This window comes from Corynebacterium sp. MSK150 (genome assembly GCF_030229215.1).
In the GTDB taxonomy this organism is placed as follows: Bacteria; Actinomycetota; Actinomycetes; order Mycobacteriales; family Mycobacteriaceae; genus Corynebacterium.
The window spans coordinates 44,675-70,869 of sequence record NZ_JASPHM010000006.1 but is presented as its reverse complement, the minus strand read 5'-3'; the positions used below and the strand labels follow the sequence as shown (position 1 = coordinate 70,869).

General features: G+C 62.1%; 22 protein-coding genes. 11 read left to right on the top strand and 11 right to left on the bottom strand.

Annotated features, from left to right (window positions below; translation table 11 throughout):
- Positions 1 to 56: 56 nt before the first annotated feature.
- Entirely contained in the window at positions 57 to 227 is a 171-nt protein-coding gene (locus tag QP941_RS05270) for a DUF4236 domain-containing protein (RefSeq protein ID WP_080970400.1), read from the bottom strand.
- A 73-nt stretch (positions 228 to 300) separates the two neighbouring features.
- On the opposite strand from QP941_RS05270, the gene QP941_RS05265 reads away from it, so the two are divergent.
- Positions 301 to 1,497 (top strand): lipase family protein, encoded by a 1,197-nt coding sequence (locus QP941_RS05265; protein WP_284868264.1) that lies wholly within the window; start codon positions 301 to 303, stop codon positions 1,495 to 1,497.
- 88 nt (positions 1,498 to 1,585) lie between these two features.
- On the opposite strand, the gene QP941_RS05260 is transcribed toward QP941_RS05265, so the two are convergent.
- On the bottom strand, positions 1,586 to 4,354 hold the full coding sequence (locus QP941_RS05260) for an ATP-dependent Clp protease ATP-binding subunit (protein ID WP_284814431.1): 2,769 nt from the start codon (positions 4,352 to 4,354) through the stop codon (positions 1,586 to 1,588).
- Between the two features lie 217 nt (positions 4,355 to 4,571).
- Between QP941_RS05260 and QP941_RS05255 the strand changes: the two genes are divergently transcribed.
- Complete coding sequence (locus QP941_RS05255) at positions 4,572 to 5,777, top strand: serine/threonine protein kinase (RefSeq protein ID WP_284787324.1); 1,206 nt, start codon at positions 4,572 to 4,574, stop codon at positions 5,775 to 5,777.
- Between the two features lie 13 nt (positions 5,778 to 5,790).
- Here the strand turns inward: QP941_RS05255 and QP941_RS05250 are convergent, their stop codons facing one another.
- A complete protein-coding gene (locus QP941_RS05250) occupies positions 5,791 to 7,212 on the bottom strand; it encodes an MDR family MFS transporter (RefSeq protein ID WP_284868263.1) in 1,422 nt (473 codons plus the stop codon).
- A 112-nt stretch (positions 7,213 to 7,324) separates the two neighbouring features.
- On the opposite strand from QP941_RS05250, the gene QP941_RS05245 reads away from it, so the two are divergent.
- From QP941_RS05245 to crtI, 3 genes are all read left to right on the top strand, one after another.
- Entirely contained in the window at positions 7,325 to 8,761 is a 1,437-nt protein-coding gene (locus tag QP941_RS05245; protein WP_284868262.1) for a GuaB1 family IMP dehydrogenase-related protein, read from the top strand.
- A 746-nt stretch (positions 8,762 to 9,507) separates the two neighbouring features.
- Positions 9,508 to 10,383 carry a phytoene/squalene synthase family protein gene (locus QP941_RS05240; RefSeq protein WP_284868261.1) on the top strand — a complete coding sequence of 292 codons (876 nt, stop codon included), beginning with the start codon at positions 9,508 to 9,510 and terminating at the stop codon, positions 10,381 to 10,383.
- A gap of 10 nt (positions 10,384 to 10,393) precedes the next feature.
- Positions 10,394 to 11,923: a phytoene desaturase family protein gene (gene crtI / locus QP941_RS05235; RefSeq protein WP_284868260.1), complete on the top strand. Its 1,530-nt coding sequence runs from the start codon at positions 10,394 to 10,396 to the stop codon at positions 11,921 to 11,923.
- Between the two features lie 62 nt (positions 11,924 to 11,985).
- On the opposite strand, the gene lysS is transcribed toward crtI, so the two are convergent.
- Positions 11,986 to 13,563 (bottom strand): lysine--tRNA ligase, encoded by a 1,578-nt coding sequence (lysS, locus tag QP941_RS05230; protein ID WP_005325682.1) that lies wholly within the window; start codon positions 13,561 to 13,563, stop codon positions 11,986 to 11,988.
- A 190-nt stretch (positions 13,564 to 13,753) separates the two neighbouring features.
- Between lysS and QP941_RS05225 the strand changes: the two genes are divergently transcribed.
- The 6 genes from QP941_RS05225 (at position 13,754) to QP941_RS05200 (ending at position 21,631) form a co-directional block, all read left to right on the top strand.
- Positions 13,754 to 15,856, top strand: a complete 2,103-nt coding sequence (locus QP941_RS05225; protein ID WP_284868259.1) for a PhoX family protein — start codon at positions 13,754 to 13,756, stop codon at positions 15,854 to 15,856.
- Between the two features lie 226 nt (positions 15,857 to 16,082).
- Positions 16,083 to 17,795 carry a carbon starvation CstA family protein gene (locus tag QP941_RS05220; protein WP_284868258.1) on the top strand — a complete coding sequence of 571 codons (1,713 nt, stop codon included), beginning with the start codon at positions 16,083 to 16,085 and terminating at the stop codon, positions 17,793 to 17,795.
- A complete protein-coding gene (locus QP941_RS05215) occupies positions 17,779 to 18,036 on the top strand; it encodes a cory-CC-star protein (RefSeq protein WP_200435736.1) in 258 nt (85 codons plus the stop codon). The genes QP941_RS05220 and QP941_RS05215 overlap by 17 nt, the downstream gene beginning before the upstream one ends.
- A complete protein-coding gene (locus QP941_RS05210; protein WP_284868257.1) occupies positions 18,027 to 18,968 on the top strand; it encodes an ArsA family ATPase in 942 nt (313 codons plus the stop codon). The genes QP941_RS05215 and QP941_RS05210 overlap by 10 nt, the downstream gene beginning before the upstream one ends.
- Before the next feature lie 49 nt (positions 18,969 to 19,017).
- Positions 19,018 to 20,316, top strand: a complete 1,299-nt coding sequence (locus QP941_RS05205) for a C1 family peptidase (RefSeq protein WP_284868256.1) — start codon at positions 19,018 to 19,020, stop codon at positions 20,314 to 20,316.
- Positions 20,317 to 20,329: 13 nt separating this feature from the next.
- Positions 20,330 to 21,631 (top strand): C1 family peptidase, encoded by a 1,302-nt coding sequence (locus QP941_RS05200; protein ID WP_284868254.1) that lies wholly within the window; start codon positions 20,330 to 20,332, stop codon positions 21,629 to 21,631.
- On the opposite strand, the gene QP941_RS05195 is transcribed toward QP941_RS05200, so the two are convergent.
- The 7 genes from QP941_RS05195 to folB are packed head-to-tail and all read right to left on the bottom strand — an operon-like array spanning position 21,628 to position 26,194.
- Positions 21,628 to 22,248 carry a GNAT family N-acetyltransferase gene (locus tag QP941_RS05195; RefSeq protein WP_284868253.1) on the bottom strand — a complete coding sequence of 207 codons (621 nt, stop codon included), beginning with the start codon at positions 22,246 to 22,248 and terminating at the stop codon, positions 21,628 to 21,630. The genes QP941_RS05200 and QP941_RS05195 overlap by 4 nt on opposite strands.
- Positions 22,248 to 23,138, bottom strand: a complete 891-nt coding sequence (locus tag QP941_RS05190; RefSeq protein ID WP_284868252.1) for a pantoate--beta-alanine ligase — start codon at positions 23,136 to 23,138, stop codon at positions 22,248 to 22,250. Before QP941_RS05190 ends, QP941_RS05195 begins: the two co-directional genes overlap by 1 nt.
- Positions 23,135 to 23,809 carry a 6PGD fold domain-containing protein gene (locus QP941_RS05185; protein ID WP_284844452.1) on the bottom strand — a complete coding sequence of 225 codons (675 nt, stop codon included), beginning with the start codon at positions 23,807 to 23,809 and terminating at the stop codon, positions 23,135 to 23,137. Before QP941_RS05185 ends, QP941_RS05190 begins: the two co-directional genes overlap by 4 nt.
- Positions 23,810 to 24,853, bottom strand: coding sequence for a DUF6779 domain-containing protein (locus tag QP941_RS05180; protein WP_284868251.1), 1,044 nt, complete (start codon positions 24,851 to 24,853; stop codon positions 23,810 to 23,812). It lies immediately after the preceding gene.
- A gap of 5 nt (positions 24,854 to 24,858) precedes the next feature.
- Positions 24,859 to 25,332, bottom strand: a complete 474-nt coding sequence (locus QP941_RS05175) for a DUF3180 domain-containing protein (protein ID WP_284868250.1) — start codon at positions 25,330 to 25,332, stop codon at positions 24,859 to 24,861.
- Positions 25,329 to 25,814, bottom strand: a complete 486-nt coding sequence (gene folK, locus QP941_RS05170) for a 2-amino-4-hydroxy-6-hydroxymethyldihydropteridine diphosphokinase (RefSeq protein WP_284868249.1) — start codon at positions 25,812 to 25,814, stop codon at positions 25,329 to 25,331. The genes QP941_RS05175 and folK overlap by 4 nt, the downstream gene beginning before the upstream one ends.
- Entirely contained in the window at positions 25,814 to 26,194 is a 381-nt protein-coding gene (gene folB / locus QP941_RS05165; RefSeq protein WP_198492081.1) for a dihydroneopterin aldolase, read from the bottom strand. Before folB ends, folK begins: the two co-directional genes overlap by 1 nt.
- Position 26,195 lies beyond the last annotated feature (1 nt).

The following is a 26,195-nucleotide window of genomic DNA, read 5'->3' as shown; positions in this document are numbered from 1 at the left end:
GGGGTTAATAATGGTCGGCTATAATCGCAGGTCGCGATCCGCAGGGTGTGATCTGGTTAACGCCAGCGGCCGCGGAAATTGAATCCGCCCGGCAGGTTCACCCACATGCCGCCGCGGGAATTGAAGGTGACCGGTCCTACCTTGGTAGACATCGACGCGCCGGATCCGGAGACGTTGATCCAGCTATTCTTGCCGGTCTTTTTTCTTGAACGATACTGAAGTCCCATGAGCATTTATTTTAGCAATTCCACTTCCACCGTTCCTACTGCGCAGTAGGTTTTGGGCATGGAAAAGATTTGTATGAGACTCCTCACAGTTTGTTCACTAATCCTCGGCTCCCTCCTGCTGCCGCCGGCCGCAAATGCGGCGGTAACCTCGACTCGGCCTTCGCCGCACGTACTCGATGGCATCGGCCGCGGCCAGGCGTTCACCTACGACACCACCACGGATGGCGGCAAGCCAGTCCAGGCCTCAGCCACCTTGTACGAGCCAAATGCGCCGTGGCGCGGCAAGGGGGAGCGGCCCACCATCATCTTTGCGCCCGGCACTCGCGGCGCAGGAGACCAGTGTGCACCATCGCGCGCCGGCATGGGCCTGGGCTCAGTGGGACTAAGCAAGGTCGGCTCCCCTACTATCAATGCGAACTACGAATACGGCTTCTATATGGGCGCACTCCAGCATGGCGCTCGCGTCATCGTCGCGGACCTTATCGGACTCGGTATGCCTGGGCACCACACCTACGTTAATCACATTGAAGAAGCACACGCCATGCTTGATGCCGCCCGCTCCGGCCTGGAGCTGGCGCGCGCTCCGCAGGACTCCCCTATTGGGTTTGCGGGCTACTCGCAGGGCGGCGGCGCTTCGCTAGCCGCTGCGGAATTCGCCGGCTCTTATGCACCCGAATTGAACGTGGCCGGAACCTACTCCGGCGCCCCGCCGGCTGACCTGCCCAAGGTCATGAAGGCCATCGACGGCTCTTCCATCGTCCACGTGCTGGGCTACGCCATCAACGGCTTTGCTGAGCGTGACCCCAAATTCCGCGATGCGGTCCTTGAAGAATTAAATCCCCGCGGCATCGACTTTCTGCGCTCCGCGGCTACCACCTGTACCGGCGATTCCATCCTCATGTGGGGCTTTACCAACACTCGCCAACTCACCCGCACCGGGGAATCGCTATCCGAACTCGTAGAGCGCAAGCCCGTCATCAAGGAAACCTTGCTACGGCAGAATCAGGGCAAGCACCCTCTCAAGGGCCCGGCGATGATCGCCAGCTCGCCGCACGATGACCTCATCCCGCACGAGCAGGTCCGCGCCGTCGCAGGAGCCTACTGCCAGATGGGCGGAACCGTAGATTTCATGGCCGCGCCCGGCACCGCGACCATCCCGGGCGCTGGCGCCGACCACGCGCTGCCGCTTTACGTCAATATCCCGGTGGGCTTGAAGTACCTCTTCGATCGCTTCAACGGAAAACCGGCGCCATCTAATTGTGCTGGCTAAATGGCGTCCGACCCCTCGGAACCGCACACAAAAGCCACCCAATCTCGCAGAAAGCGAAGTGCTGGGTGGCTTTAATCGTTGCCCAGAGTTACATCGGCTGGCCGGCGCCTGCTGGCGGCGGGTTGTGGCCGTCGTCATCGGAGTCGGAACCAGAGCCGGACTCTAGGTCGGTTCCGGCGGCGGTGGAGCCGCCATCGCCCGGAACATCCGGGGTGATGGTGTCGGGCTCGCCGGCATCGGTGGAGTCGGCGTCGTTTTCGCGCACCTCGGCGTCGTCAAGCTGCGGCTCCTCGGTATCCTCCGGCAGAGGCTTCGGGCGCGGGCTGAAGGTGAACTTCGCACCCGTGTTGTCCTTGGACTCGCCGTCCCAACCTTCGACGTCGACGGTGATGATCTCGCCGGCGCCGATTTCGCCGAAGAGGATCTTCTCAGAGAGCTGATCCTCGATCTCGCGCTGGATGGTGCGGCGCAGCGGACGAGCACCCAATACCGGGTCGAAGCCGCGCTTAGCCAGCAGGTCCTTGGCCTTCTGCGTGAGCTCGATGCCCATATCGCGCTCATCCAGCTGCTTGGCCACGCGGCCGATGAGCAGCTCGACCATCTCCACAATCTGCTCCTGGGTGAGCTGGTGGAAGACGACGATGTCATCGATACGGTTCAAGAACTCTGGGCGGAAGTGCTTCTTCAGCTCGTCGTTGACCTTCTGCTTCATCCGGTCGTACTGGGCATCCGCATCGTTTTCGGAGGAACCAGTAAAGCCCAAGCCCACTGGCTTCGAGATGTCCTGGGTGCCCAGGTTCGAGGTGAAGATGAGAACAGTGTTCTTGAAGTCGACGACGCGACCCTGGCCGTCAGTAAGTCGGCCATCTTCCAGCACCTGCAGGAGGGTGTTGTAAATCTCCTTGTGGGCCTTCTCGATCTCATCGAAAAGCACAACAGAGAACGGCTTACGGCGAACCTTCTCGGTCAGCTGGCCACCCTCTTCGTAGCCGACATATCCCGGAGGCGCACCGAAGAGACGGGAGGCGGTGAAGCGATCGTGGAACTCACCCATATCGATCTGGATGAGGTCATCATCCGAACCGAAGAGGAAGTTAGCCAGGGACTTCGACAGCTCGGTCTTACCCACACCGGACGGGCCGGCGAAGATGAAGGAACCGGACGGGCGGCGCGGATCCTTGAGGCCTGCACGGGTGCGGCGGATGGCGCGGGAGACGGACTTGACCGCCTCGTCCTGGCCAATAATGCGCTTGTGCAGCTCCTCTTCCATGTTGAGCAGGCGGTTGGATTCCTTCTCCGTCAGCTTCAGTACAGGGATGCCGGTCCAGTGCGCCAGAACCTCGGCGATCTGGTCCTCGCCTACCTCGGCGATTTCCTCAAGGTCGCCAGAGCGCCACTGCTTTTCCTTCTCCGCGCGCTCCTCGCCCAGCTTGCGCTCCTTATCGCGCAGGCCGGCTGCCTTCTCAAAGTCCTGGGCATCAATGGCCGCTTCCTTTTCCTTGCGGACCTCAGCGATGCGGTCATCAACCTCGCGCAGGCCCTTCGGCGCGGTCATGCGCTTGATACGCATGCGGGCGCCAGCCTCATCGAGGAGGTCAACGGCCTTATCCGGCAAGAAACGGTCATTGATGTAGCGATCCGAGAGGGAAGCTGCAGCATGCAGCGCCTCATCGGTGTAGGACACGCGGTGGTGCGCCTCGTACTTATCGCGCAGGCCCTTCAGGATCAAGAAGGTGTCATCCAGGGAAGGCTCCTCCACCTTGACCGGCTGGAAGCGGCGCTCCAAGGCGGCATCCTTTTCGATGTGCTTGCGGTATTCCTCAAGGGTCGTAGCACCGATGGTCTGCAGCTCGCCACGAGCTAGCTTCGGCTTGAGCAGCGAGGCTGCATCGATGGCGCCTTCAGCAGCACCAGCACCAACCAGGGTGTGGATCTCATCGATGAACAAGATGATGTCGCCGCGCTGGTTAATCTCCTTGAGCACCTTCTTCAGGCGTTCCTCAAAGTCACCGCGGTAACGGGAGCCGGCAACCAGGGAGCCCAAGTCCAGCGAGTAAAGCTGCTTATCCTTGAGGGTCTCCGGAACCTTGCCGTTGACGATGTCGAGCGCCAAGCCCTCGACGACGGCGGTCTTACCAACGCCCGGCTCACCGATGAGGACCGGGTTATTCTTCGTACGGCGAGACAGCACCTGCATGATGCGCTCTACCTCGGACTCACGACCAACGACCGGATCGAGCTTGCCGTCCTTCGCGGCCTGGGTGAGGTTGCGGCCGAACTGGTCGAGCACCAGGGAATTGGAACGCTCGCCGGAGCCGCCGGAGCCACCACGGCCGCCCGCGCCGGCACCTGCACCAGCACCCGCGCCGACCGGACCGGAGCCCTGGCCGTTGGAGGAACCACCCTCCTGCTGGCCGCCCTCATAACCGGACAGCAGCTGGATAACCTGCTGGCGCACGCGCGGCAGGTCGGCGCCGAGCTTGGTCAGCACCTGGGCGGCGACGCCGTCGCCCTCGCGGATGAGACCCAATAGCAAGAACTCAGTACCAATGTACTTGTGCCCCATCTGCAGACCTTCGCGCAGGGAAAGCTCCAAGACCTTCTTGGCGCGTGGGGTAAAGGGGATGTGGCCGGTGTGCGGCTGGCTGCCCTGGCCGATGATTTCCTCGACCTCGCGGCGGACATCCTCCAGGGAGATACCCATGGATTCCAGCGCCTTGGCGGCTACGCCTTCGCCCTCATGGATAAGGCCGAGCAGGATGTGCTCGGTGCCGATGTAATTGTGGTTAAGCATGCGTGCTTCTTCCTGCGCCAAAACGATGACGCGGCGAGCACGATCGGTAAACCTCTCGAACATGATTCCCCTATACTTTCGCTTCTAATGTGATACCCACTCTAACGCGGCAGTCCGCCGATAATTTCCGGTTTTGTTCCCAGATGCCCGCAATACCGACAGAATCCACCATATTCGCAGCTCACACGGGTGTACGCCGGTAGCGAACAGGGGCATGGGCATGTAATCTAGAATCGTTTTTGTTCCCTGCCCTTCCCCACTATTTAAGGACGTCGCGACCGTGCCCCAGCTTCCTGAGTTCTTTGCCACCCAGCACAACCTGCACGAATTGGCCGTGTTGGATGAGGCGCCATCGTCTGCCCTCTTTGTGGTCGAAGATGGAAGCACGCACCAGCAGCTGAGCGTGGAAATCTTCGCGCCGGAAATTACCGGAGTGGTGGACAAGTCCACGGCACTGCATGGGTTGCGCCACCCAGCCATCGCGCCGCTGGTGGGCACGGGCACCACTGCGGACGGGCAGGAATTCATCGTGCGCGAAGGGACTTCCGGAACCCAGCTTTCTGAGCTGCCCAATAATCTCAGCCGCGAAGAGGCCGCCGACGTCTTTGGTCCGCTGGCGGGTGCGGTGGACTTCCTAATTTCCCGCGGCCGGGCAGACTTTGCGGTGCATGGGCTAAGGGAGGCCCGGGTGGGCGTCGATAAGCAACGCCAGGTTTCGGTGCTGGCTGCGGCCGGTCCGTCCGGCGAAGAGCACGGCGATGCGGTAGCGGCGTTTGAAGAGCTTGTGGCCCGCAAGTGCCCGGAGTATAAGCCCACTGGCACGGCAGAGAGCGCCAAGGATGTGGTGGAGCACCTGCGCCCGCAGCGCGAGTTTGATACCGCGCAGATTCCCCGCGTGCAGGAGCCGGAGCCACGCCCTCAGCAGCAGTTTGCTCCGCCGCAACAGCCGCAGCCGCAACCAATGGCCCAGCCCATGGCGCAGCCGCAGCAACCGCTGGCACCCGCGCCGAAGAAGAAGGGCAAGGGCGGGCTCATTGCGCTCATCACGGTGCTGGCGGTGGCCGCGATTGCTGCTGCGGCCGCGCTGTGGTTCTTCCTGTACTACCCCAGCTGGAATGATAAGGAGCAAAACCTCGCGGATGCGTATCCGGACTTGGTGGGCTCCCGCAGCGGCCAGGACGGCTTCGATGGGGCTAAGTGCTCCTCGCGCGAGCCGGAGCCTGGCCAGGAGGCCAAGATTTCCTGCGTGGGCGATGGGTTCAACTACATCGTGACCTACTACCCCAGCGTGGAGGAGCGCGATGCCATGCTTCCCGACGCCGAACCGGTCGAGCTTTCCAATGACCAATGCACCATCCAAAGCTTTGAGACCACCGCGGATGTTCCGACCTACGTGATGGCCGTGGAAGGCACCCAGTCCGCATTCCTGGTGTGGGGCGATAAGGCTGAAGAGGAGCGGCTGAACCTGCCGCTGTGCGCCTCTTAATTTGTCCTCGTGCCTATTCCCCGGAGGGCACGCGCTTGAGGAACGGAGCGAGTACGACGACCACCAGCGAAAGCACGCCGGCAAAAAGGAAAGCCCAGTGTGCGCCGTGAGCCGTCGCGGCTGCCTCGTTCATGCCTTGGGCCGCACCGGACTTGGTGCCACGGGTCAGGAAGGTCATCAGGAAGGCAGTGCCAGCCGCGCCCGCCAGCTGCTGCAGGGTATTGAGGATGGCGGAGCCGTGCGAGTAGAGCTCGTCTGGCAGGGAGGCCAGGGACGTCGTCATCAGCGGCGTCATCATGAGCGCAATGCCCAGGGCAAAAAGGATATGCATGCCAATGACCATCCATACCGCACTGTCCTCGTTGAGCAGGGTCATCAGCCACGTGCCCGCGGCTAGGAGCAGGGCGCCGGGGATCATGAGTGGACGGGGCCCGTGGATGTCATAGAGGCGGCCGACCATCGGCGAGATGCCGCCTTGGAGCAAGCCGCCAGGCATGACAACGAGCCCGGTGACCAGCGAACTTACCGCCAGAGAGGTCTGCAGGTAGATGGGCAGGATATTGACCACGCCGAGCAATAGCCCAAACATAAGCAGCATGCCCAGTACCGCCACGGTGAAGTTGGGAACCGTAAACGGGCGCATATCCAAAAGGGCGCGATTGTCCTTGGCCAAGCGCAGCTGACGGCGGGTGAAAAGCGCCAAAGCCACGAGGCCGACGATGAGAACAACGATGTCTACCAGGCCATCGCCCTCCAGCATGTTTTCCAGGGACGATACGGCGTAGACCAATCCGCCAAAGGCGATGACGGACAGGACGACGGACGGGAAATCCAGCGGGGTATCGCGCTTATCTCCCACGTTGACCAGGCGGAAATAGCCGGCGGCGCAGATGAGGCCAAGCAGCGGCACCATGGTCCAGAAGATGACGTGCCAGCTAGACATGCTCAACACGAAGCCACCTACCGTGGGTCCGAGCGCTGGGGCCACGGAAATGACCACGGAGATAATGCCCATGACGCTGCCGCGGCGCTGCGGCGGGACGAGGGTCATCGCCACCGTCATCAGGGTTGGGATCATCAAGGCGGTGCCGGCCGCCTGGAATACGCGGCCCACCAGCAGCACGCCGAAGGCCGGGGCGAGCGCCGCCAACACCGTACCGGCAAGAAAAACGCCCGACGATGCCAAGAAGATCTGCCGGGTGGTGAACTTATCCATAAGAAAGCCGGTGGTTGGGATAACCACGCCCATGGTGAGGAGGAAACCGGTAAGCAGCCACTGGGCGGAGGTCGCGGGGATGCCAAAGTCCGCCATGATGGTGGGCAGCGCCACCGACAGGGCGGTCTCGTTCAGGATCATCACCATCGCGCCGAGGACGAGGATGGTGAGGTTGATTTTTACCTCTGCGGAAATGTGGGGATCTGGTTTCTGAGACACCCAGACAGGATACTGAGGCCGCGGGTGCGGGGAAAGTCGAGGAGTATAATTTTAGTGTCTTCATCCGCGCGGTGAGACCGCGCCACCCGAGCCTAAAGCGAGGTACACCCCAGTGCGTTTTCTCAACGATTCCCACCCGCCGTACGAATTGACCTACTCCGACGTATTTATGGTCCCGAGCCACTCCGAGGTGGGCTCGCGCCAATCGGTAGACCTCACCACTGAGGACGGCACCGGAAATACCATCCCGCTCATCGTGGCCAATATGACCGCCGTGGCCGGGCGCCGCATGGCCGAGACCATCGCCCGGCGCGGCGGGCTGACCATCCTGCCACAGGACCTCTCTTTAGAAGCGGCCGCAGAAACCATCGCCTCTGTGAAGGCGGCGGACTTGGTCTATGACACCCCAATTACCGTCAAGCCGCACCACACCGTGGGCTATACCAGCAATCTTTTGCACAAGCGCGCCCATGGTGCCGCCATTGTGGTCGAGGGGGACATGCCCATCGGCATCATCACGCCGAAGGACCTGCGCGGACAGGATAACTTCACCGCCGTTGGCCAATTGATGACCACCGACTTGGTCACGCTGCCGGTGGGCATTGACCCACAGGAGGCCTTTACCAAGCTGCGCAAAACCTCCCGCAAGCTGGCGCCAGTGGTCAACCCGGATGGCACCTTGGCCGGAATCCTCACGAGGAAGGGCGCGGTGAGGGCGAAGATGTATAGGCCCGGCGTCGACAAGCAAGGCCGCTTACACATCGGTGCTGCGGTGGGCATCAACGGTGACGTGGAAGGTCGCGCCCGTGCTCTAGCGGAGGCCGGTGCTGACGTCCTCGTCATCGATACTGCACACGGCCACCAGGAAAGCATGCTCACCGCGCTGCGCAAGGTTAAGGCGCTGGATCTGGGACTTCCCATTGCTGCCGGCAATATCGTCACGGGCGAGGGTGTACGCGAGCTGGCCGCGGCAGGCGCGGACATTATCAAGGTCGGTGTGGGCCCGGGCGCGATGTGCACCACCCGCATGCAGACTGGCGTGGGCCGCCCGCAGTTCTCGGCCGTCCTAGAGTGCGCCGCGGCCGCCCGCGAGGTTGGCGCCCATGTTTGGGCCGACGGCGGTGTACGCGACCCGCGTGATGTCGCCCTCGCACTTGCCGCGGGTGCCTCCAATGTCATGATCGGCTCCTGGTTCGCCGGCACCTTTGAATCCCCAGGTGACCTGCACAAGGATGCCGACGGCGCCTTTTATAAAGAATCCTTCGGTATGGCTTCGCGCCGGGCGGTGCGCGGCCGCAATTCCGATACCGAGGCCTTTGAACGCGCCCGCCGCGAGATGTTCGAAGAGGGCATTTCTACCTCTCGCATCTACCTCGACCCCGAGCACGGCGGCGTGGAGCACCTGGTGGACCGGATTGTCTCTGGCGTGCGTTCCTCGTGCACCTACGCCGGCGCCGATTCCTTAGCCGCCTTCCGCGAGCGCGCCACCGTGGGCGTGCAGTCCGCCGCCGGCTTTGCCGAGGGGCAGCCACGCGCCACGAACCGCTAAAACAATAACCCCAGTGATGTGCAGATGACCTGCAGGGATCGCTCTGGGGCTTTCAAATGCGACACTACCATGGGAGCCATGACGCCACAATCAGCTACCCACCGCCAGCTAATTGAATGGTTTTCAGCTCCCCGAATGAAAAGGTTTCTCGATCATCCTGACCCGGCGGCTCTTTATCTATGGAACACTCGCGTCTCGAAAGCATTCCTAGAAGATATTCAGCACGCTGAGGTACTTCTGAGGAACCACATAGACACAGCACTCTCGGCCAAGTACGGCCCCGAGTGGTTTGACTCCCCAAAAATTCCTTTCACTTCCCAATCTAAGAAAGCAATAACAAAAGCCCAGAGACGCACCAATTTCAATAAGAATCGGAACACAGGAAAGGTAATCGCAGAATTGAATTTTGATTTCTGGCGATACCTGTTGACCACGACTTATCAGACGACGATATGGCCATGCCTTCACTCCACCTTTTCCTCACGGGTTTCCCGAAAGGATTTCGAGGCTCAAGTACAAACCATTTACACCTTTCGAAACAGAGCAGCCCACCATGAACCCATCATTAGAGACTGCCACGGCATGGAAGAGAAGGAATTGGACAACATATCAACAGCACTTCACAAAGTTTGTTCCTGGATCTCCCCGGAAGCGGCCTCCTGGATACTCGAACAGTCAAGAGTTCGAGTGCTAAGAAGCCAGCGTCCCTAGAAGCCCTCCGCTCAGCACGTGCTACGTTGACAGATATGTTGACTCGCTATGACCAAGCGGCCTCCCGCGCGGCCGCGCAGGTTATGGGGCAGTATTCCACCAGTTTCTCCCTGGCCACGCGGCTTTTGCGCGGGCGGGTGCGCGCCGATATCCGCCACCTGTACGCGGTGGTGCGCATTGCAGATGAGCTTGTCGACGGCGCCGCAGCCCAAGCCCACACCGACCCCGCCGCCGCGCTGGATGCCTACGAGCAGACCATCTTGGCCGCGCCGCAGCAGCGACTGCACACCGACCCGATTGTGCACTCTTATGCCATCACCGCTCGCCGCTGCGGCTTCCACGAGGAGCATCTTGCGGCCTTCTTTAGCTCCATGCGCGCGGACCTGACCCATCGCGAATATTCCCCGTCGGAGCTACAGGACTATATCTACGGCTCAGCGGAAGCCATTGGGCTATTGTGCCTGCAAATTTTCTTGGCCGAGGAGGACGTCTCCCCCACCGACCGCGCCGCCATGGAGCGCGGTGCCCGCGCGCTAGGGTCAGCCTTTCAGAAGATTAATTTCCTTCGTGACCTAGGCGAAGACAGCTCAACTTTAGGTCGCACCTATTTTCAGCAGGCCCCATCGGGACGAATTAATGAGGCCACCAAGTCCGCGCTTATCGCAGAGATCCGCCGAGAGCTCGCCGCCGCCGCGCTCACCATCGACTTGCTGCCGGCCTCTGCACGGGTGGGGGTGAGCGCGGCGGCGGATATCTTTGCTGAGCTCACCAATCGCCTTGCCGCCACTCCAGCTACGGCGCTTGCCACTACGCGGGTATCCGTTCCGAACCACACCAAGGCTTGGCTCGCGGCCCGCGCGGTGCACCGTCGCGGCCACAGCAGCCAGACATCGCCCACGGCCGAAAACTAAGGAGAACGTCATGCACGCCGTCGTCATTGGAGCCGGCATCGCCGGACTCGCCACCGCCGCTTTGCTCGGCCGCGAGGGCTACGAGGTCACCGTTGTGGACTCGCTGGATGAGGTAGGCGGGCGCGCCGGCAGCTTTGCGGAGGCTGGCTTCCGCTGGGATACCGGCCCGTCGTGGTACCTCATGCCCGAGGCATTCGATCACTTCTTTGCGCTGTGCGGCACCTCCACCGAGGCGGAGCTGGACTTGGTCGACCTCTCCCCCGCCTACCGCGTCTTTCATGGCGATACGCCGGTGGATGTACGCTCCGGCATCGAGGAAGTCACCGCGCTTTTCGAGTCACTCGAGCCCGGCGCGGGGGAGAAAGTTCGCGAGTACTTAGCGCAGGCCAGCGATACCTACGAGATGGCGCTTAAGCACTTCCTTTACACCACCTTCTCCGCGCCGCTGAACCTGGTGCACCGCGATATCCGCAGCCGGCTTTCCCAGTTGGTGGCGTTGCTTACGGCGAACCTAAAGCAACATGTGGGCCGGACGTTTTCTGATGCCCGCCTGCGCCAAATCTTGAGTTACCCGGCGGTCTTTTTGTCCTCCGAGCCGGCCGCTGCACCGGCACTGTATTCCTTGATGAGCCACACCGACTTGGTGGAGGGCGTTCGCTACCCGCAGGGTGGGTTCGCGGCCGTGGTCCAGGCCATCTACCGGCAGGCACAGAAATTCGGCGCCAGCTTCCGCTTGGGCGAGGAGGTTACTTCCATCAAGGTCGCCAATCGTCAGGTCACGGGCGTGCGCACGAAAAAGGGCGCTATCCACGCCGATATTGTGGTCTCGGCGGCGGACGTGCACCACACCGAGACCCAATTATTGCCACCACAGCTGCGCACCTACCCGGAGCGCTACTGGGGCCGGCGCAATCCAGGTCTGGGCACCGTGCTCGTTTTGGCCGGCGTAAAGGGCGAGCTGCCAGAACTAGCGCACCATACGCTGCTTTTTAGTCAGGATTGGGATCCGGATTTCCGCGCCGTCTATTCCGGTCCGGAGCCTTCCCGGCCGTTGGGTGCCTCGCAGTCCATCTACGTGTCCAAGACCTCGGCCACCGACCCGAACGTAGCGCCCACGGGCTACGAAAACCTCTTCATTCTGGTGCCAGTGCCGGCCTCGGAGGCGCCCGGGTTCGGCAATGCCTACCACGCAGAGGAATCCGAGCGCGTTGCCGCGATTGCCGACGCCGCCCTCGACCACATCGCAGCCACGGCCGGGGTGCCGGATTTGGTAGACAGGGTCGTCGTCAAGCGCACGCTCGGCCCGGCCGATTTTGCCGAGCGCTACCATGCCTGGTCGGCCGGTTCTATTGGGCCCGCGCACACGCTGCGGCAATCGGCGTTCTTGCGCGGGCGCAACGCCTCGCGCAAGGTCGGCGGCCTCTACTACGCGGGTGCGACCACCGTCCCGGGCGTGGGCGTGCCGATGTGTCTGATTTCGGCCGAGAACATTATTAAGCGCCTGCGTGGTGATAAATCCGCCGGGCCGCTTTCGCACTAGCCCAGGTACGGCAAAAGCCGCCAGCCTCATGGGCTGACGGCTAGCGATTGGCCGCTGAGCGGCTACTTCTGCTCTGGTTTAACCAGTGGGAAGAGCACGGTTTCGCGGATGCCCAGGCCGGTCAGGGCCATCAGCAGGCGGTCCATGCCCATGCCGGTGCCGGCCGTAGGCGGCATGCCCTGCTCCATTGCAGCAAGGAAGTCCTCGTCCAGCACCATGGCCTCGTCATCGCCACCGGCGGCCAGGCGGGCCTGGTCCTCAAAGCGCTCGCGCTGAATAACCGGGTCCACCAGCTCGGAGTAGCCGGTTGCCAGCTCAAAGCCGCGGACGTAGAGATCCCACTTCTCGGTCACGCCCGGCTTGGAACGGTGCTGACGGGTCAGTGGGGAGGTCTCAACCGGGAAATTCTTGACAAAGATGGGGCCTTCCAGCTGGTCCTCGCACAGGACCTCCCAGATTTCCTCCACTAGCTTGCCGTGGCCCCAGCCGCCATCCTTGGGGACGTCAAGGCCGATGACGTCTGCAATGCCCTTGAGCGTCTCGACGTCGGTATCGATGGTGACCTCCGGCTGGCCCGGGAACTTGCGCTGCAGGGCCTCATTGAGGGAAGGGTACATCTCGATTTCGGGCCACTCTTCGCCGCCGAAGTCGAACTCGGTGCCATCCGCCAGGGTGACGGTGGTGGAGCCAAAGACGTCGCGGGCTACGGCCTGGATGGACTCGCGCGTCATGCGGGCGCAATCGTCGTAGTCCCCCCATGCAGCGTAGGTCTCGAGCATGGCGAACTCCGGCGAGTGAGAACGGTCCACGCCCTCGTTGCGGAAGTTTCGGTTGATTTCGAAGACGCGGTCAATGCCGCCGACGACGGCACGCTTCAAGTACAGCTCCGGCGCAATGCGCAGATAGAGGTCAATATCCAGCGCATTGGAGTGGGTGATAAACGGGCGAGCGGCCGCGCCACCGTGCAGGGTCTGCAGCATCGGGGTCTCGATTTCAACGAAGTCCTGGCTTTCCAGGTAGTTGCGCAGCGCGCGCATGACCTTCACGCGGATCATGGCGTTCTTGCGGGCCTCTTCGCGGATAATGAGGTCGTTATAGCGCTGGCGCACACGGGTATCTTCTGCCATATCGGCGAAGGACACCGGCAGCGGGCGCAGGGACTTAGCGGCCATGGTCCACTCGGAGACCATGATGGACAGCTCGCCGCGGCGGGAGGAAATCACGCGGCCGCGCACGGAGATGAAATCGCCCAAGTCAACATCGGACTTCCAAGCGTCGAGGCGCTCCTTGCCTACCTCAGCCAAAGAAAGCATGGCCTGCACCTGGGTGCCGTCGCCATCTTGCAGGGTGGCAAAGCACAACTTGCCGGTATTGCGCATAAAGATAAGGCGGCCGGCAATGGCGTGGGTTACCTCGGTTTCCTCGCCTGGGGCCAGGTAGGTCACGCCTTCTTCCGTGCCCGGCTCTTCGCCCTCGGCCACTACACGAAAATCGTGGCGCAAATCCTTCAAAGAGATGGTGCGCTCAACGGTGACCGGGTAGGCCTCTACGCCGGATTCCAGCAGGCGATCGCGCTTCTCGCGGCGGATGCGCAGCTGCTCAGGGACATCGTTTACTTCATTATTCTTCTGCTCGCTCACGTTAGCCTAGGGTAGTCGATCCCCACCGCAGCACGCGATTTAGCCCACGCCACCTTCACCCCGGAAAAGATTTACGCATAATTCACTTCACCGTCACCTCAGCGCCAACGCACAGTTACTGAGATCCCCTTATATAAATGGCTGTCCCCGTGTCTAAACAATATTTTCGACCCTTTTTGGAGCAGTAATAATGGCGCTTAAAGGCCGCAACCTTCTCTCTAGCCTCTTTGCATCCTCTCGTTCCAGCCTGACCTGCACCTACAAGTGCGGTAATGCCTGCTTTGGCGAGTGCGAGAACAAGTCCAATAACCCGTACTTTGCTGACCAGTTCTCCCGCCGTACCGCGCTGCGTGCGGGCAGCCTGTCTGTCGTAACCGTTGGCGGCGGCGCTGCTTTGGCGGCCTGCTCCAACCCGGATGATGCGTCCAACGAGGCTTCTTCCTCCGAGGGCAAGGGTGGCAAGACCTCTGAGGCGAACGTTGAGCTCACCTCCGCAGAGGGCATGAAGTTCGACCCAGTACAGCCAAACAAGAAGGACGAAGTGGTCATCCCGGATGGCTACGAGCAGTCCGTCCTCATTGCCTGGGGCGATCCACTGTTTGAGGACGCGCCGGAATTCGATGACAAGAACCAGACCGCCGAGGCAGCCGAGAAGCAATTCGGCTTCAACAATGACTTCGCTGGCCTTATCGAGCACCCGGACGATGACAACCGCCTTATCTACGTCTGCTCCCACGAGTACACCACCGAGCCGCAGATGTTCCCCAACTACGATGCGGATAACCCCACCGAGGAGCAGGCCAAGATCGGCTGGGCTGGCCACGGCCACTCCATCGTGGAGGTGTCCAAGGTAGGCGATACCGGTGAACTCAAGCGCGAGTTCGGCCCGCTCAACCGCCGCATTACCGCCACGACCGAGTTCACCTTGGTGGGCCCAGCTGCCGGCTCCGATTACGTCAAGACCTCCGCCGATAAGACCGGCAAGAAGGTCAAGGGCACCCTGAATAACTGCTCCGGCGGCATCACCCCATGGAACACCATGCTCTCTGGCGAAGAGAACTTTGACCAGTACTTCGCCCACGCCAAGCTGGATGACAAGAAGGCGCAGGAATCCCTCGAGCGCTTCGGCATGGAAGATGGCGAATCCCAGCGCAAGTGGGAGCGCTTTGATAAGCGCTTCGACGTCTCCAAGGAGCCGAATGAGCCCAACCGCTTCGGCTGGATCGTAGAAATCAACCCACTGGACCCGAAGTCCACCCCGATCAAGCACACCGCGCTGGGACGCTTCAAGCATGAGGCAGGCAACATCCACATCGCATCCGATGGCACCGTCGTGTGCTACTCCGGCGATGACTCCCGCTTCGAGTACATCTACAAGTTCATCTCCACCAAGAAGTACAAAGAAGGCGACATTGAGCACAACCTCACCATCTTGGACCACGGCACCCTGTACGTAGCCAAGGTAGAGGGCAACTCCCCAGAGGACGAGATTGACGGCTCCGGCGTGCTGCCAGAGGATGGCGCCTTTGATGGCAAGGGCGAATGGATCAAGCTGCTGACCTCCGATACGGAGAACAACAAGTTCGAGTCCCACGTTGATGGCATGTCTGCTGAAGAGGTTGCCGTCTACACCCGTGAGGCCGCCGATAAGGTGGGCGCCACCAAGATGGACCGCCCGGAGGACATGCAGGTTCACCCAGACTCCGAGAAGGTCTACGTGGCCCTGACCAATAACTCCTACCGCGGCGCTACCGGCGAGAATGCCAAGAAGAACAAGGAAGAGCCGATGGAGTGGGCTCCTATCAAGGAGAACAAGAACGGCCTGGTCATGGAGATTGAAGATGACCACGCTGGCGAGAAGTTCACCTGGAACCTCTTCCTGGTCTGTGGTGATCCGAAGGAAGCAAATACCTACTTTGGTGGCTTTGACAAGGAGAAGGTCTCCCCGATTTCCTGCCCGGATAACCTGGCCTTCGACAGCCACGGCAACCTGTGGATCTCCACCGACGGCAACGCCCTTGAGTCCAACGATGGCCTCTACGCCGTGACCACTGAGGGCGATACCCGCGGTGAGCTCAAGTGCTTCCTGACGGTCCCGGCAGGCGCCGAGACCTGTGGCCCCATCGTCACCGATGAGCGCGTGATGGTCAACGTTCAGCACCCAGGCGAGACCGATGACGCCACCTTCGAAAAGCAGACCTCCCACTGGCCAGAGGGCGGCAAGTCCACTCCTCGCCCGGCAGTGGTTGTGGTGTGGAAGAAGGACGGCAACATCGGCGTCGATAAGAAGTAACCACCACCTGGTTTAAGCACCCACCGCGCGGCCCACGTTCCTCCACTGGAACTCGGGCCGCGCAGTCGTTTTCCCTACTGGCAGCATGAGGAACTGCGCCGCCTGCGCCTTCCAAATATAAATCCACCCACCAGTCTCCCCCACGGGCTAATACCTATGTGAGTTGTGGCATACTAACCGCACGTGTGAGACACGCCACCTGACCGCCCATGAGGAGACGCACACCATGAACTCTCTTGTCCTCGCCATCATCGGCATCGCGATGATGGGCGCCGGCTATCTGCTCTATTCCAAGGTCCTAGGAAAGAGCATTTTCCGGCTATCCCCGAACTACTCCACCCCGGCCCACACCATGGAAGACGGCGTGGACTACGTGCCCACCAATAAATACGTTCTGTGGGGCCACCACTTCACTTCCGTGGCGGGCGCCGCGCCCATCATTGGTCCGGCCGTAGCCGTCATCTGGGGCTGGGTCCCGGCGTTTCTCTGGGTCACCCTCGGCACCATCTTCTTTGCCGGCATGCACGATTTAGGTGCGCTGTGGGCGTCGCAGCGCCACAAGGGCCAGTCCATCGGAACTTTGTCTGGGCGCTACATTGGCAAGCGCGGGCGCAATCTCTTCCTCATCGTCATCTTCCTGCTGCTGTTGATGGTGAATGCGGCCTTCGCCGTGGTCATTTCGAACCTGCTGGTCTCCACCCCTACGGCCGTTATCCCCACGTGGGGCGCCATCGTCGTCGCGCTGCTTATCGGTCAGGCCATCTACCGCCTGAAGTGGAACCTTCCGCTGGTCTCCATCGTGGGCGTTGTCGCGCTCTACGCGTTGATGATCATCGGTGACCGCGTGCCTGTGGTCCTGCCAGATACGGTCCTGGGCATCCCCGCCAACGGCGTGTGGATCATCTTGTTATTCATCTACGCCTTCATCGCTTCGATGCTGCCGGTATGGGTGTTGCTGCAGCCGCGCGACTACATCAACGGCCTCCAGCTCTTTGTGGGCCTGGCCATCTTGTACGGCTCCTTCCTTATTACCCGCCCTTCGCTTGCCGCACCGGCGTTGCGCGACAACGTGCCGGACGGTACCCCGGGCATCTTCCCGCTACTCTTTGTCACCATCGCCTGCGGCGCTATCTCCGGCTTCCACGGCGTGGTGGCCTCCGGCACCTCGTCCAAGCAGGTGGATAAGGAAACTGACGTGCGCTTTGTGGGGTACTTCGGCGCCGTAGGCGAGGGCTTGCTCGCGCTGGGCACCATCATCGCCACCACCGCAGGCTTTAAGTCCCTGCAGCAGTGGGAAGAGATCTACTCCGAGTGGAATGCCGGCGGCGTGGAGGCCTTCGTGCAAGGCGGCGGCGCGCTCATGAATGAGGGCATGGGGATTCCCACCTCCCTCTCCGGCACCATCTTGGCCACCATGGCCGTCCTCTTCGCCGCTACCACCATGGACTCGGGCGTGCGCCTGCAGCGCCTAGTGGTGCAAGAAATCGGCGAGATCATGGGTGTGCGCATCAAGGCCTTGGCCGCCACCGTCATCGCGGTAGGCTTGGCCTTCGGCCTGACCTTCTCCGCCGGTGCGGATGGATCCGGCGGCATGACCATCTGGCCGCTATTCGGCACCACCAACCAGCTCATGGCGGGCCTTTCCTTGGCCATCGTGGTGGTCATCCTGACCCACCTGCGCCGGCCGACGTGGCCGGTGGTCTTCCCGCTCATCTTCGTTACCGCCATGTCACTGTGGGCTGCACTGCTCCAGCTGAAGTCCCTATTTACCAGCCAGAACTGGCTGCTATTCTGCATGGACGTCATCATCGTGGTCGCCGCCATTTGGGTCATCGTGGAGGCCGTCGGCGCGATTTCTCGCGCCCGCAAGGAGACCCCGCTGGAGTGGAGCGATGATGACCTTGACGCCCCGCTGCCTGAGCATGCTCGACAAGCTTAAGGCACTTGCTGCTGGGCTCAATGAGTACTACCAGGCCCCGTATCGCGCCAGCTTTGCCAAGGCCCAACAGCAAGAAGACGATCTCTTCATGATGCTGGTTGCCTCGGAGGCGCTCGGCATCCCCAACCCAGCCAGCTACTACACCCTGGAGCTTTTGCCGCTGGTCTATGAGGATTTCCACGCCTGGCATACGCGCATGGGAATGGATAGATCCCCGCTGGAGAATATTCAATGTTGTTAGAGACCGCACCCATCATGTTCTTTGGCGGCAAGGGCGGGGTGGGTAAAACCACCCTGGCCACCGCTACCGCGCTGCGCCTGTCCCGTGAGCACCGCGTCTGCCTGGTGTCCACGGACCCGGCGCATAACCTAGGGCATATTTTTGGTGCCTCGCTTGGCGACGCCCCCGTCAGCCTCACCCCTACCCTGTCTGCCATCGAGATCAACCCTGCGCGCGCGACCGAGCAGCACCTAGCGCAGGTAGGGAACTCGATGCGCCGCTTCATGCCCGAGCACCTGCACGGTGAGGTGAAAAAGCACCTCGACCTAGCCCGGCAATCGCCCGGCACACAAGAGGCGGCACTATTGGAGCGCATAGCGGCGCTAGTCGTGGAGGAGTCCGACTTCGACTACCTCATCTTCGATACTGCCCCCTCTGGGCATACCTCGCGGCTGATGGCCTTGCCGGAGATCATGGCCGCCTATACCGATGGATTGCTCTCCCGGCGCGAGAAATCCGATAAATTCGGCTCACTGGTGCGCGGAATGTCGCAAGGAAGCGGCGCGGATAATGACCCGGTGGACCGGCGCAATCAGGAGATTCGCGCCACGCTTTTCCAGCGCCGCGAGCGCTTTGCGCAGCTGCGCACCGCGCTTGCCTCCCCGCGCACCGTGTTCCACATCGTGCTCACCGCCGAGCGCCTGCCCGTGCTGGAATCTGCCGAGTTTCATGCGGACCTCACGAGCAACGGTGTGCGGGTGGGATCCATGCTGGTTAACCGGCGCACCCCGGAGAACCAAGGCGACTTCCTTGCCGCGCGGCGCGCCGCCGAGGATGAGGCGCTCGCGCTGTTGCGTGCCCAGCTGCCGGAAACGCCGGTGCGCGAGGTTCCGTGGTTGCCGGAGGAAGTGGGGACTCCAGGGGCCGTCGGCAAGCTGGCGGCCCATCTCTAGCTCCACCCGCCCGCGCCGCTGTGGGCTCGGGTCTGCTAAAACCGAAACTATGACTTTGCTCACCAACGAATACCTATCCCACTTGCGCGAGGAGGCTGCGGACGATTCCCGGCTGCGCATCGCGCGCAACGCCATCACCAACGTCGGGGCGGCCAAGGCGGCCCTAGACCGCGACCGTATTACGGCGCTCTACCCCACCACCGAGGTCAAGCTGGATAGCTTGGGCGTATCGGACCAAAAGCGCTCGGGCCGCTGCTGGATGTTCGCGGCGTTGAACGTCTTCCGTCACCGCGCGGCCAAGGAACTCAATGTAGATAACTTCGAGTTCTCCTTCACCTACCTGCAGTACTTTGACAAGCTGGAACGCGCCAATCTGGTGCTCAACCAACTGCTGGATAAAAAAGACGCCGGCTGGGACGAGCGCACCGTCGCCGCGGTGCTCGACCACGCAGGGGCCGATGGCGGCTGGTGGTGCTTCTTTAGCAACCTCGTAGCCAAATACGGCGTCGTCCCTGCCGAGGTCATGCCGGAGGTGCGCTCGTCTGGAAATACCGCGGAGATGAACCGCGACCTGGCCACCGTGGTGCGCCGGGCCGCCGCACAGGACGGCCCGCGCGAAGAAATCCTCGCCCAGGCGCGCAAGGATATCCACCGCATCCTGGCCATCCACCTGGGCACCCCACCGGAGGAATTTACCTGGGCGTATCGCACCAAGGACGAGCAATTCGTGCGCCTGCACTCCACCCCGCGCGAGTTTGCGGATAAGTACCTACCGCACCTAGACGAGTACGTGGTGCTGGCCGATGACCCCCGCTCCACCAACCCCAAGCATCGCGTGTTCAGCAGCGCCGAGGAGACCAATGTGCTGGGCGGCGCACCACAGGAGTACCTCAACGTCAGCGCGGCCGAGCTGAAGGACACTGCCAAGCGCAGCCTGGCGGCCGGCGAGCCGGTGTGGTTTAGCTGCGATGTCAACCGCCAGTTCTCATTCCTCAACGGCGTATGGGACGAGGGCCTAGTGGATACCGATGGCCTTTACGGCATCGATTCCTCTATGAGCAAGGAGGAGCGTTTTACCTCCGGCGAGACCGCGCCCACCCACGCGATGGTGCTCACCGGCGTCGATGGTGACCGCGCCTGGCGCGTGGAGAACTCCTGGGGCTCTAAGCCGCCGCGCAAGGACGACGGCGAGGATGTGCCCGGCAAGGGCTTTGCCACGATGGCCGATGCCTGGTTTGACCAAAACGTCTTCCACATTGCCGTGCGCAAGGAGCACCTGAGCGACGAGCTGGCCCAGGCTCTTGCCACCGAACCGATTGAGCTTCCCCTCTGGGACCGGATGAACTAAGGAGAATCGAGAAATGACAGAGATTAAACCGAACGAGGTTCATGCCGCCACCGCCGAACTCACCAGCGATGCCACGCTGCGCCTGGTACGCAATGGGGTGGCCCAGGAGGGCGTCGACAAGCTCAGCCTCGACCGTGAGCAATTGCGCAGCCTTACCCCGGTAACCAGCCATAAGCTAGATTCCTGGGGCGTGGCCGACCAGAAGGCCTCTGGCCGCTGCTGGATTTTTGCCGGCCTCAATTCCCTGCGCGGCGGCCTGATGGACAAGGCCAATCTCAAAGATTTTGAGCTCTCCCAGACCTATATTTATTTCTTTGACAAGCTGGAAAAGGCCAATTGGTTCCTCACCGCCATGGCCGAGCTGAAGGACCGCGAGATTACGGACCGCACCGTTGCCAAGCTCATGGATGTTCCCATCGATGACGGCGGCCAGTGGTCCATGTTCGTCGCCCTGGTGGAAAAGTACGGCGTGGTGCCGCAATACGCCATGCCGGAGACCGCGTCTTCCGAGGCCACGGCGATGCTTAACCGCAATCTGCAAACCGTGCTGCGCCGCGCCGCCCACCGCATCCGCAGCGGCGAAGAGGGCGCGCATGAGCAGGCGCTTGCCGACGTCTACCGTATCCTCACCGCCAACCTTGGCCTGCCACCCGAGGACTTTGTGTGGCAGTACCGCGATAAGGACGATGAGTTCCACCGCGCTGGTACCTATACCCCGCAGGAGTTTGCCAAGGAATACCTGCCGGCGGACCTAAGCGAGTACGTGTGCGTGGTCAACGACCCGCGCAACGCCTACGGCGAGCTCTACACCGTGGAGTATCTGGGCAACGTGGCTGGAAAGCGCGTGACCTATTTGAACGCGCCTGTGGAGGTGCTGCGCGATGCCGCGCGTGCCTCCATCGAGGACGGCCAGCCGGTCTGGTTCGGCTGCGATACCGACCAGCAATCCGATGATGAGCACGGCGTGTGGGCCAAGCACCTGCACGATTATGAGGCCTTCTACGGCGTGAAGATGGACCTGGACAAGGCACAACGCTTGCGCCTGCACGAGTCCCTCATGACCCACGCGATGGTCTTTACCGGCGCCGATATCGCAGACGACGGCACCGTCAATCGCTGGCGCGTGGAGAATTCCTGGGGCCCGAAGAAGGCCGATAAGGGCTTTTGGACCATGGCCGATGACTGGTTCGACGAGTTCGTCTTCGAAATCGCCGTGCACCCCTCCCGCCTGCCAGAACAATACCAAGCGGCGTTGCAGTCCGATTCCGTGACTACCCTGCCGGCATGGGACCCGATGGGAGCATTGGCGCGTTAAGCCTGCGGCGTGCCAAGGCGGCGCACATAGAGCATGCACTCCAAGTCGCGGTCTTCATTGACCGCGATAGTGCGCTCGCCCACCTGCGTGAAACCGCGGCTGTCATAGAACTGATACGTGCAGCCGTCATCGGTAAACAAGTAGACATTCTTTCCCTCGTGACGGGCTTCGAAGGCCTCGAGCAGCGCCGTACCCACGCCGCTCACGCCGGAATTGGGGTCCGCGACGAGGAAGCCGATTTCGCCATCAATGGGATGCTTACCCAAGTACTTGAGCAGCATGTCCTGATTGGCGGCATCGTAATCATCGCGGTGCCCGCCCGGGCGCAGGTTATTAAAGATTTCCACCGCGCGGACATAGGCCTTGCGCCACCAAGGATATGGCAAGGCGGGCTTGCCTTTCATGGAAGCCAAAAGCACGCCGAGGAAACGGTCGCCATCGTAGGCGGCCAGGATATCGGTGGCTTTGGCGCGCTCTAAATCCCAAAAGTAGCGGCCATAGGCGCGCTCAAAGCGCGGGTTCTTCACAAACCAGTGCAGGTGCATGCCCTCGATGGCAAAAGAAATAGCCTTGGGCTCATCGCGCGAGTCAAGGTCGCGGATCTGGATATCGGTCATTAGTCCTCCGATGGCTGCTGGGAAGCGGTACCCTGTGCGCGTTGTTTCTCGCGCTCGAGCTCGGCCTTGGCTTCGTGCTCTTCAATATTATTAAAGCCGATTCCCAGCGGCAGGCCCACATTATCGATGAGCCGGACGCCGCCGATTGTCGCAGCGACGAGCAAGCGGGCATCACCCTCCTCGGGAGGCGTGCGGAGGTCGCGGCCGCGCACCTCGAGGTAGTCGGGCTCAACGCCTGCTGCACGTAGGACTTCCGCGGCCACCTCGCGAACCTTCTCCGCACCGGCTTCGGCGGCATGCGCGCCGGCGGTCAGCGCGGCGGAAAGGGCCGCGGCTTGGTCACGGGATTCGGCTGGGACGTTGGTATTGCGCAGGCTCATCACCACACCATCGGGCATGCGTACAGGGGGCACACCCTGCACGCGGACACCCAGGTGGAAGTCTTGAACCGCGTGGTGGATGGCGAGGAGGAGCTCGTAGTCCTTTTCGCCCAGGAGGACGTCGGTAGGCGAAAGCGTCAGGATGAGCGCAAGGTACAGCGAGAGATCCTCGCTGAGGTCCGGCTCGAGGGCGGTCGCGGCGTCGGCCGGAGCCACGGCGATACGGCGGCCGTGCGGCCACAAGGACTCTGGCGAGTAATCCCAGACAATATCCACGCCCTCGGCGCGCAGGAGCTCAAGAGCCTCCTCGTGCGGGGACTGCAGGGCCACGACGGTAACCGCGCCGCGAATGTGCTTGGCCGCGCGCACCAACGCGATATGGCCGGCGTGCACGCCGTTGGTCAGCGGTACGAAGGCCACCGGACGGCCAGTCTTATGAAAGGCGCTGCCAACCATGCGGATGCGCTCAATCTCACTGATGACGGTGGCATTTCCCAACTCTAGGCTCATCGGCTCTCCTCTTGTAGGGCCCACATTTCCAGTTCCTCGCGGCCGTATACCTCACCTAGGCGACGGGCAACCTCCACATAGCTGCGGCGCAGGCCGGGGTCGGTAACACCGCGATAAGCGGCGATGATTTCTTCGGTGTCCATGTCCTCACCTACCATGGGCTTTTCCTCTGCAGAGGGGAAGAAACGAGCATCGACCGCCGCAGAGATGTGCAAGCGGCGCAGCATCTCGGCGTAGTAGGCGCGGGCGGCAAAGGGAAGACGTTCGGCATCGGAAAGCGCGACGGCTTCGCCGCGGAACTCGGTGATGTTGAGCTCCACTACGGTCTCGCCCAACTCGTCCAGGGTGGTCACGGCCCAGCGCATGAGTGCAAATGGGGCGAGTGCCGCAACGACACACCCGCGCGTTTCTAGCGGATCTAGCACTTGGACACCGCGCGAGAGGCAGGTGTGGAACACGATAAGCCCGTGGTGGACATGGGGTTCAAGAAGTTCCACGGTAGCTTCTAGGCGGGCATCGCCCACGGCGATGATGAGGGCCTCAAAAGAGGCAAGTTCAGCCGGGTCCGAGAGCATCTGCACCTCATGGCCGGCGCGTTCCATGGCATTGGCCAAGGTAAAACCGGCCAGGCTCCGGCCGAAGAGGGCTACCCGCATGCGTGGCGGGCGCATTTATTTATCCTTCTTATTCTTCGCCTGGGCCAGCAGCTCGGCCACGGAAACCGCTCCCTCACGCTTATCGTCGCTGCGACGGCGTCCGCGTGTCTGCTCCTCTGGCTGAGGTTCAGCCGCACGGTGATGGGGGCGGGCTGCCTTCTGGCGTACTGGTTCGGCCGATTCCGGAGCCACATGTTGACCCGAGCCTGGATACTCCGCGCGCTCGTCGCGCTGCGGAGCCGCTTGTTGCGGAATGTCCTGGGTCTCATCATTGGCCTTGGTGGCAGCCTCTGGCTTGCGGTGGCTGCCATGGTGCTCGCTGGCCGCGGACGTGCGGGCATTCTTCAGGGAATCATCGCCGCCGGTATCCCAGCGCACGGCTTGGAAGCCACCAGTGTTGAAGGTGGAGGCACCAGAAGTCTTACCGGAGGTGCGCTGCGCACGGGTCTTTTCGCTGATGATGTCATTAAGCGGGTTGGACTCGGCGTGCGCCGCGGACGGCTGGTTGCCCAGGCGGCCAGCGATGGCATCGGCGGACGGGGCGCCGGAGGAGGACTGGGTGAAGTCCACATTGCCTTCCTCAGAGCCAGGGCGAGTAGCAGCCGCGGTCTGAGCCTCGAGCTGCATGATGCGGCGCGCCTCGGCATGCAGGGCGGCCGGCTCATAGGTGAAGTCGTGGCCGGAGAGGTCTTCAATCTGCTTGCGGATGGCAGCCAGCTCGGTGCGGATCTCATCCAGCAGCTCCTGGTCTGGCAGCGGCTGGCCATCGGCTGCGCGGACCTGCTTAAGCTCGGCGCGGTGAGCGCGCTCCTGCAGCTCCAGCTTGGTCACGGATTCCTCGGCCTGGCGGCGGTAGCGCATGACCAGGAAGAAGCCAAGCACGGCGGCCCACAGTGCTGCAATGAGGGCGATCTTGAGCGCGGCGGCAGAGCCGGAAATCAGCATGACGATGCTGGCCACCACGGCCAGCACCACGAGGACGATAAGGCCGATCTGGCCCAAGTCCGGCTTGGTCGTCTTGGCGGAAGTATTGCTAGAAGAAGAGCGCGGCTCAGTCATGCTCACTAATGTACCGTTTGAACCCCATCTGGTGGGGGCGGGGTCTCGCAGTGTCGCTCCAGCCGCAGGCCAGCGGCGGCCATCGCGAGGCCACCAAGCGCGGAGGCAATGACACCCACGAGGTCATCGGAGGCCGCGGTGAGCGTTCCGGTGTTGGGAATGACGTAGACGGCAATGCCGGCATAAATGCCACCCACGATGGAACCCGTCCATGCCGAGGCCTTGCCTACCAGCATGAATTGCGTGATGGTCATGGGGTTGAGCTGCGAGTTATCCAGGCCGATGCCATGCTCGTCCTCGGTGGCTTGGTCCACCTTCCAGGTCAGCGCCACACAGATGACGGCCATAAGCCACAGCGTGGCCGACACCGTTACCGGGATGTGCAGCATGGAGCCATAAAACCGCGTGGTGAGGATTGCCGCCGCCGCGGCAAAGAAGACCCCGGTGCCAATGAGGGCACCCAACGAGGTCCGTTTCATAGCTCCTCCATCATGCCCAGCCGGCGAATATCGGCGCGCTCCTGCGGGTCCATTGCTGCTACCCGCTTGGCGACGCCCTCCCCACTCAACCTAGCACCACCATCGGCCGCCAACCACGGAATCAGCACGAAGGCACGCTCGTGGGCATAAGGATGCGGGACGATAAGCTCTGGGTCGTCGGAGGTGAAGCCCTCAATATCGACGATATCCACGTCCAGCGTGCGTGGGCCCCAGTGGCGCACGCGGACGCGCTCGGCGGCCTCTTCCAATTTCTGTCCGCGGCGCAGGAGTTCCTTCGGAGTCTCCTCGACGTCCACGATGAGCACCGCGTTGAGGAATTCGTCTTGGTCAGTCACGCCCCACGGCGGGGTGGCATAGACGGGCGAGGCGGCGACGATCTCGTCGGCGAACTCGTCGAATACCGTGCGCAAAAGCTCCACGCGGTCATCCATATTGGAGCCGATAGACAGCACCGCACGCATTAGAGGGTCCTCGCGTGCTTGCGGGAGCGGCGGGCGACCACGGCGACGTCGGCAAAAGTGCGCGGAATCGGCGCCTTCGGCTTGTGCAGCGTGACCTCCACGGCATGCAGGCCCTCGAAGGTCTCCATGATGGTATCGGCCACCTCACTGGCGACGGTCTCAATAAGGTCGCGGGCGGGGCCTTCGATGATTTTGGCGGCGACGTCGGCAAGCTCGGCGTAATTGATGGTCTTGGTCAGATCATCGGTGGCGGCGGCCTCGGCGAACTCGGACCAGCAGGTGATATCCACGATGAAGGGCTGGCCGGTGCGCTTTTCTTCCTCAAAAACGCCGTGGTAGCCAAAGCATTCTAGGCCGGTGAGCTCGATGCGGTCTGCCATG

What these genes read in the sequence shown, in the direction of transcription:
- folK (WP_284868249.1), bottom strand. Translation starts at nt 25,814, where the DNA reads ATGCGTGCGGTGCTGTCTATCGGCTCCAATATGGATGACCGCGTGGAG.
- folB (WP_198492081.1), bottom strand. Translation starts at nt 26,194, where the DNA reads ATGGCAGACCGCATCGAGCTCACCGGCCTAGAATGCTTTGGCTACCAC.
- QP941_RS05200 (WP_284868254.1), top strand. Translation starts at nt 20,330, where the DNA reads ATGACAGAGATTAAACCGAACGAGGTTCATGCCGCCACCGCCGAACTC.
- QP941_RS05260 (WP_284814431.1), bottom strand. Translation starts at nt 4,354, where the DNA reads ATGTTCGAGAGGTTTACCGATCGTGCTCGCCGCGTCATCGTTTTGGCG.
- QP941_RS05220 (WP_284868258.1), top strand. Translation starts at nt 16,083, where the DNA reads ATGAACTCTCTTGTCCTCGCCATCATCGGCATCGCGATGATGGGCGCC.
- QP941_RS05190 (WP_284868252.1), bottom strand. Translation starts at nt 23,138, where the DNA reads ATGAGCCTAGAGTTGGGAAATGCCACCGTCATCAGTGAGATTGAGCGC.
- QP941_RS05205 (WP_284868256.1), top strand. Translation starts at nt 19,018, where the DNA reads ATGACTTTGCTCACCAACGAATACCTATCCCACTTGCGCGAGGAGGCT.
- QP941_RS05270 (WP_080970400.1), bottom strand. Translation starts at nt 227, where the DNA reads ATGGGACTTCAGTATCGTTCAAGAAAAAAGACCGGCAAGAATAGCTGG.
- QP941_RS05240 (WP_284868261.1), top strand. Translation starts at nt 9,508, where the DNA reads ATGTTGACTCGCTATGACCAAGCGGCCTCCCGCGCGGCCGCGCAGGTT.
- QP941_RS05175 (WP_284868250.1), bottom strand. Translation starts at nt 25,332, where the DNA reads ATGAAACGGACCTCGTTGGGTGCCCTCATTGGCACCGGGGTCTTCTTT.
- QP941_RS05210 (WP_284868257.1), top strand. Translation starts at nt 18,027, where the DNA reads ATGTTGTTAGAGACCGCACCCATCATGTTCTTTGGCGGCAAGGGCGGG.
- QP941_RS05215 (WP_200435736.1), top strand. Translation starts at nt 17,779, where the DNA reads ATGCTCGACAAGCTTAAGGCACTTGCTGCTGGGCTCAATGAGTACTAC.
- crtI (WP_284868260.1), top strand. Translation starts at nt 10,394, where the DNA reads ATGCACGCCGTCGTCATTGGAGCCGGCATCGCCGGACTCGCCACCGCC.
- QP941_RS05195 (WP_284868253.1), bottom strand. Translation starts at nt 22,248, where the DNA reads ATGACCGATATCCAGATCCGCGACCTTGACTCGCGCGATGAGCCCAAG.
- QP941_RS05180 (WP_284868251.1), bottom strand. Translation starts at nt 24,853, where the DNA reads ATGACTGAGCCGCGCTCTTCTTCTAGCAATACTTCCGCCAAGACGACC.
- QP941_RS05185 (WP_284844452.1), bottom strand. Translation starts at nt 23,809, where the DNA reads ATGCGCCCGCCACGCATGCGGGTAGCCCTCTTCGGCCGGAGCCTGGCC.
- QP941_RS05225 (WP_284868259.1), top strand. Translation starts at nt 13,754, where the DNA reads ATGGCGCTTAAAGGCCGCAACCTTCTCTCTAGCCTCTTTGCATCCTCT.
- QP941_RS05265 (WP_284868264.1), top strand. Translation starts at nt 301, where the DNA reads ATGAGACTCCTCACAGTTTGTTCACTAATCCTCGGCTCCCTCCTGCTG.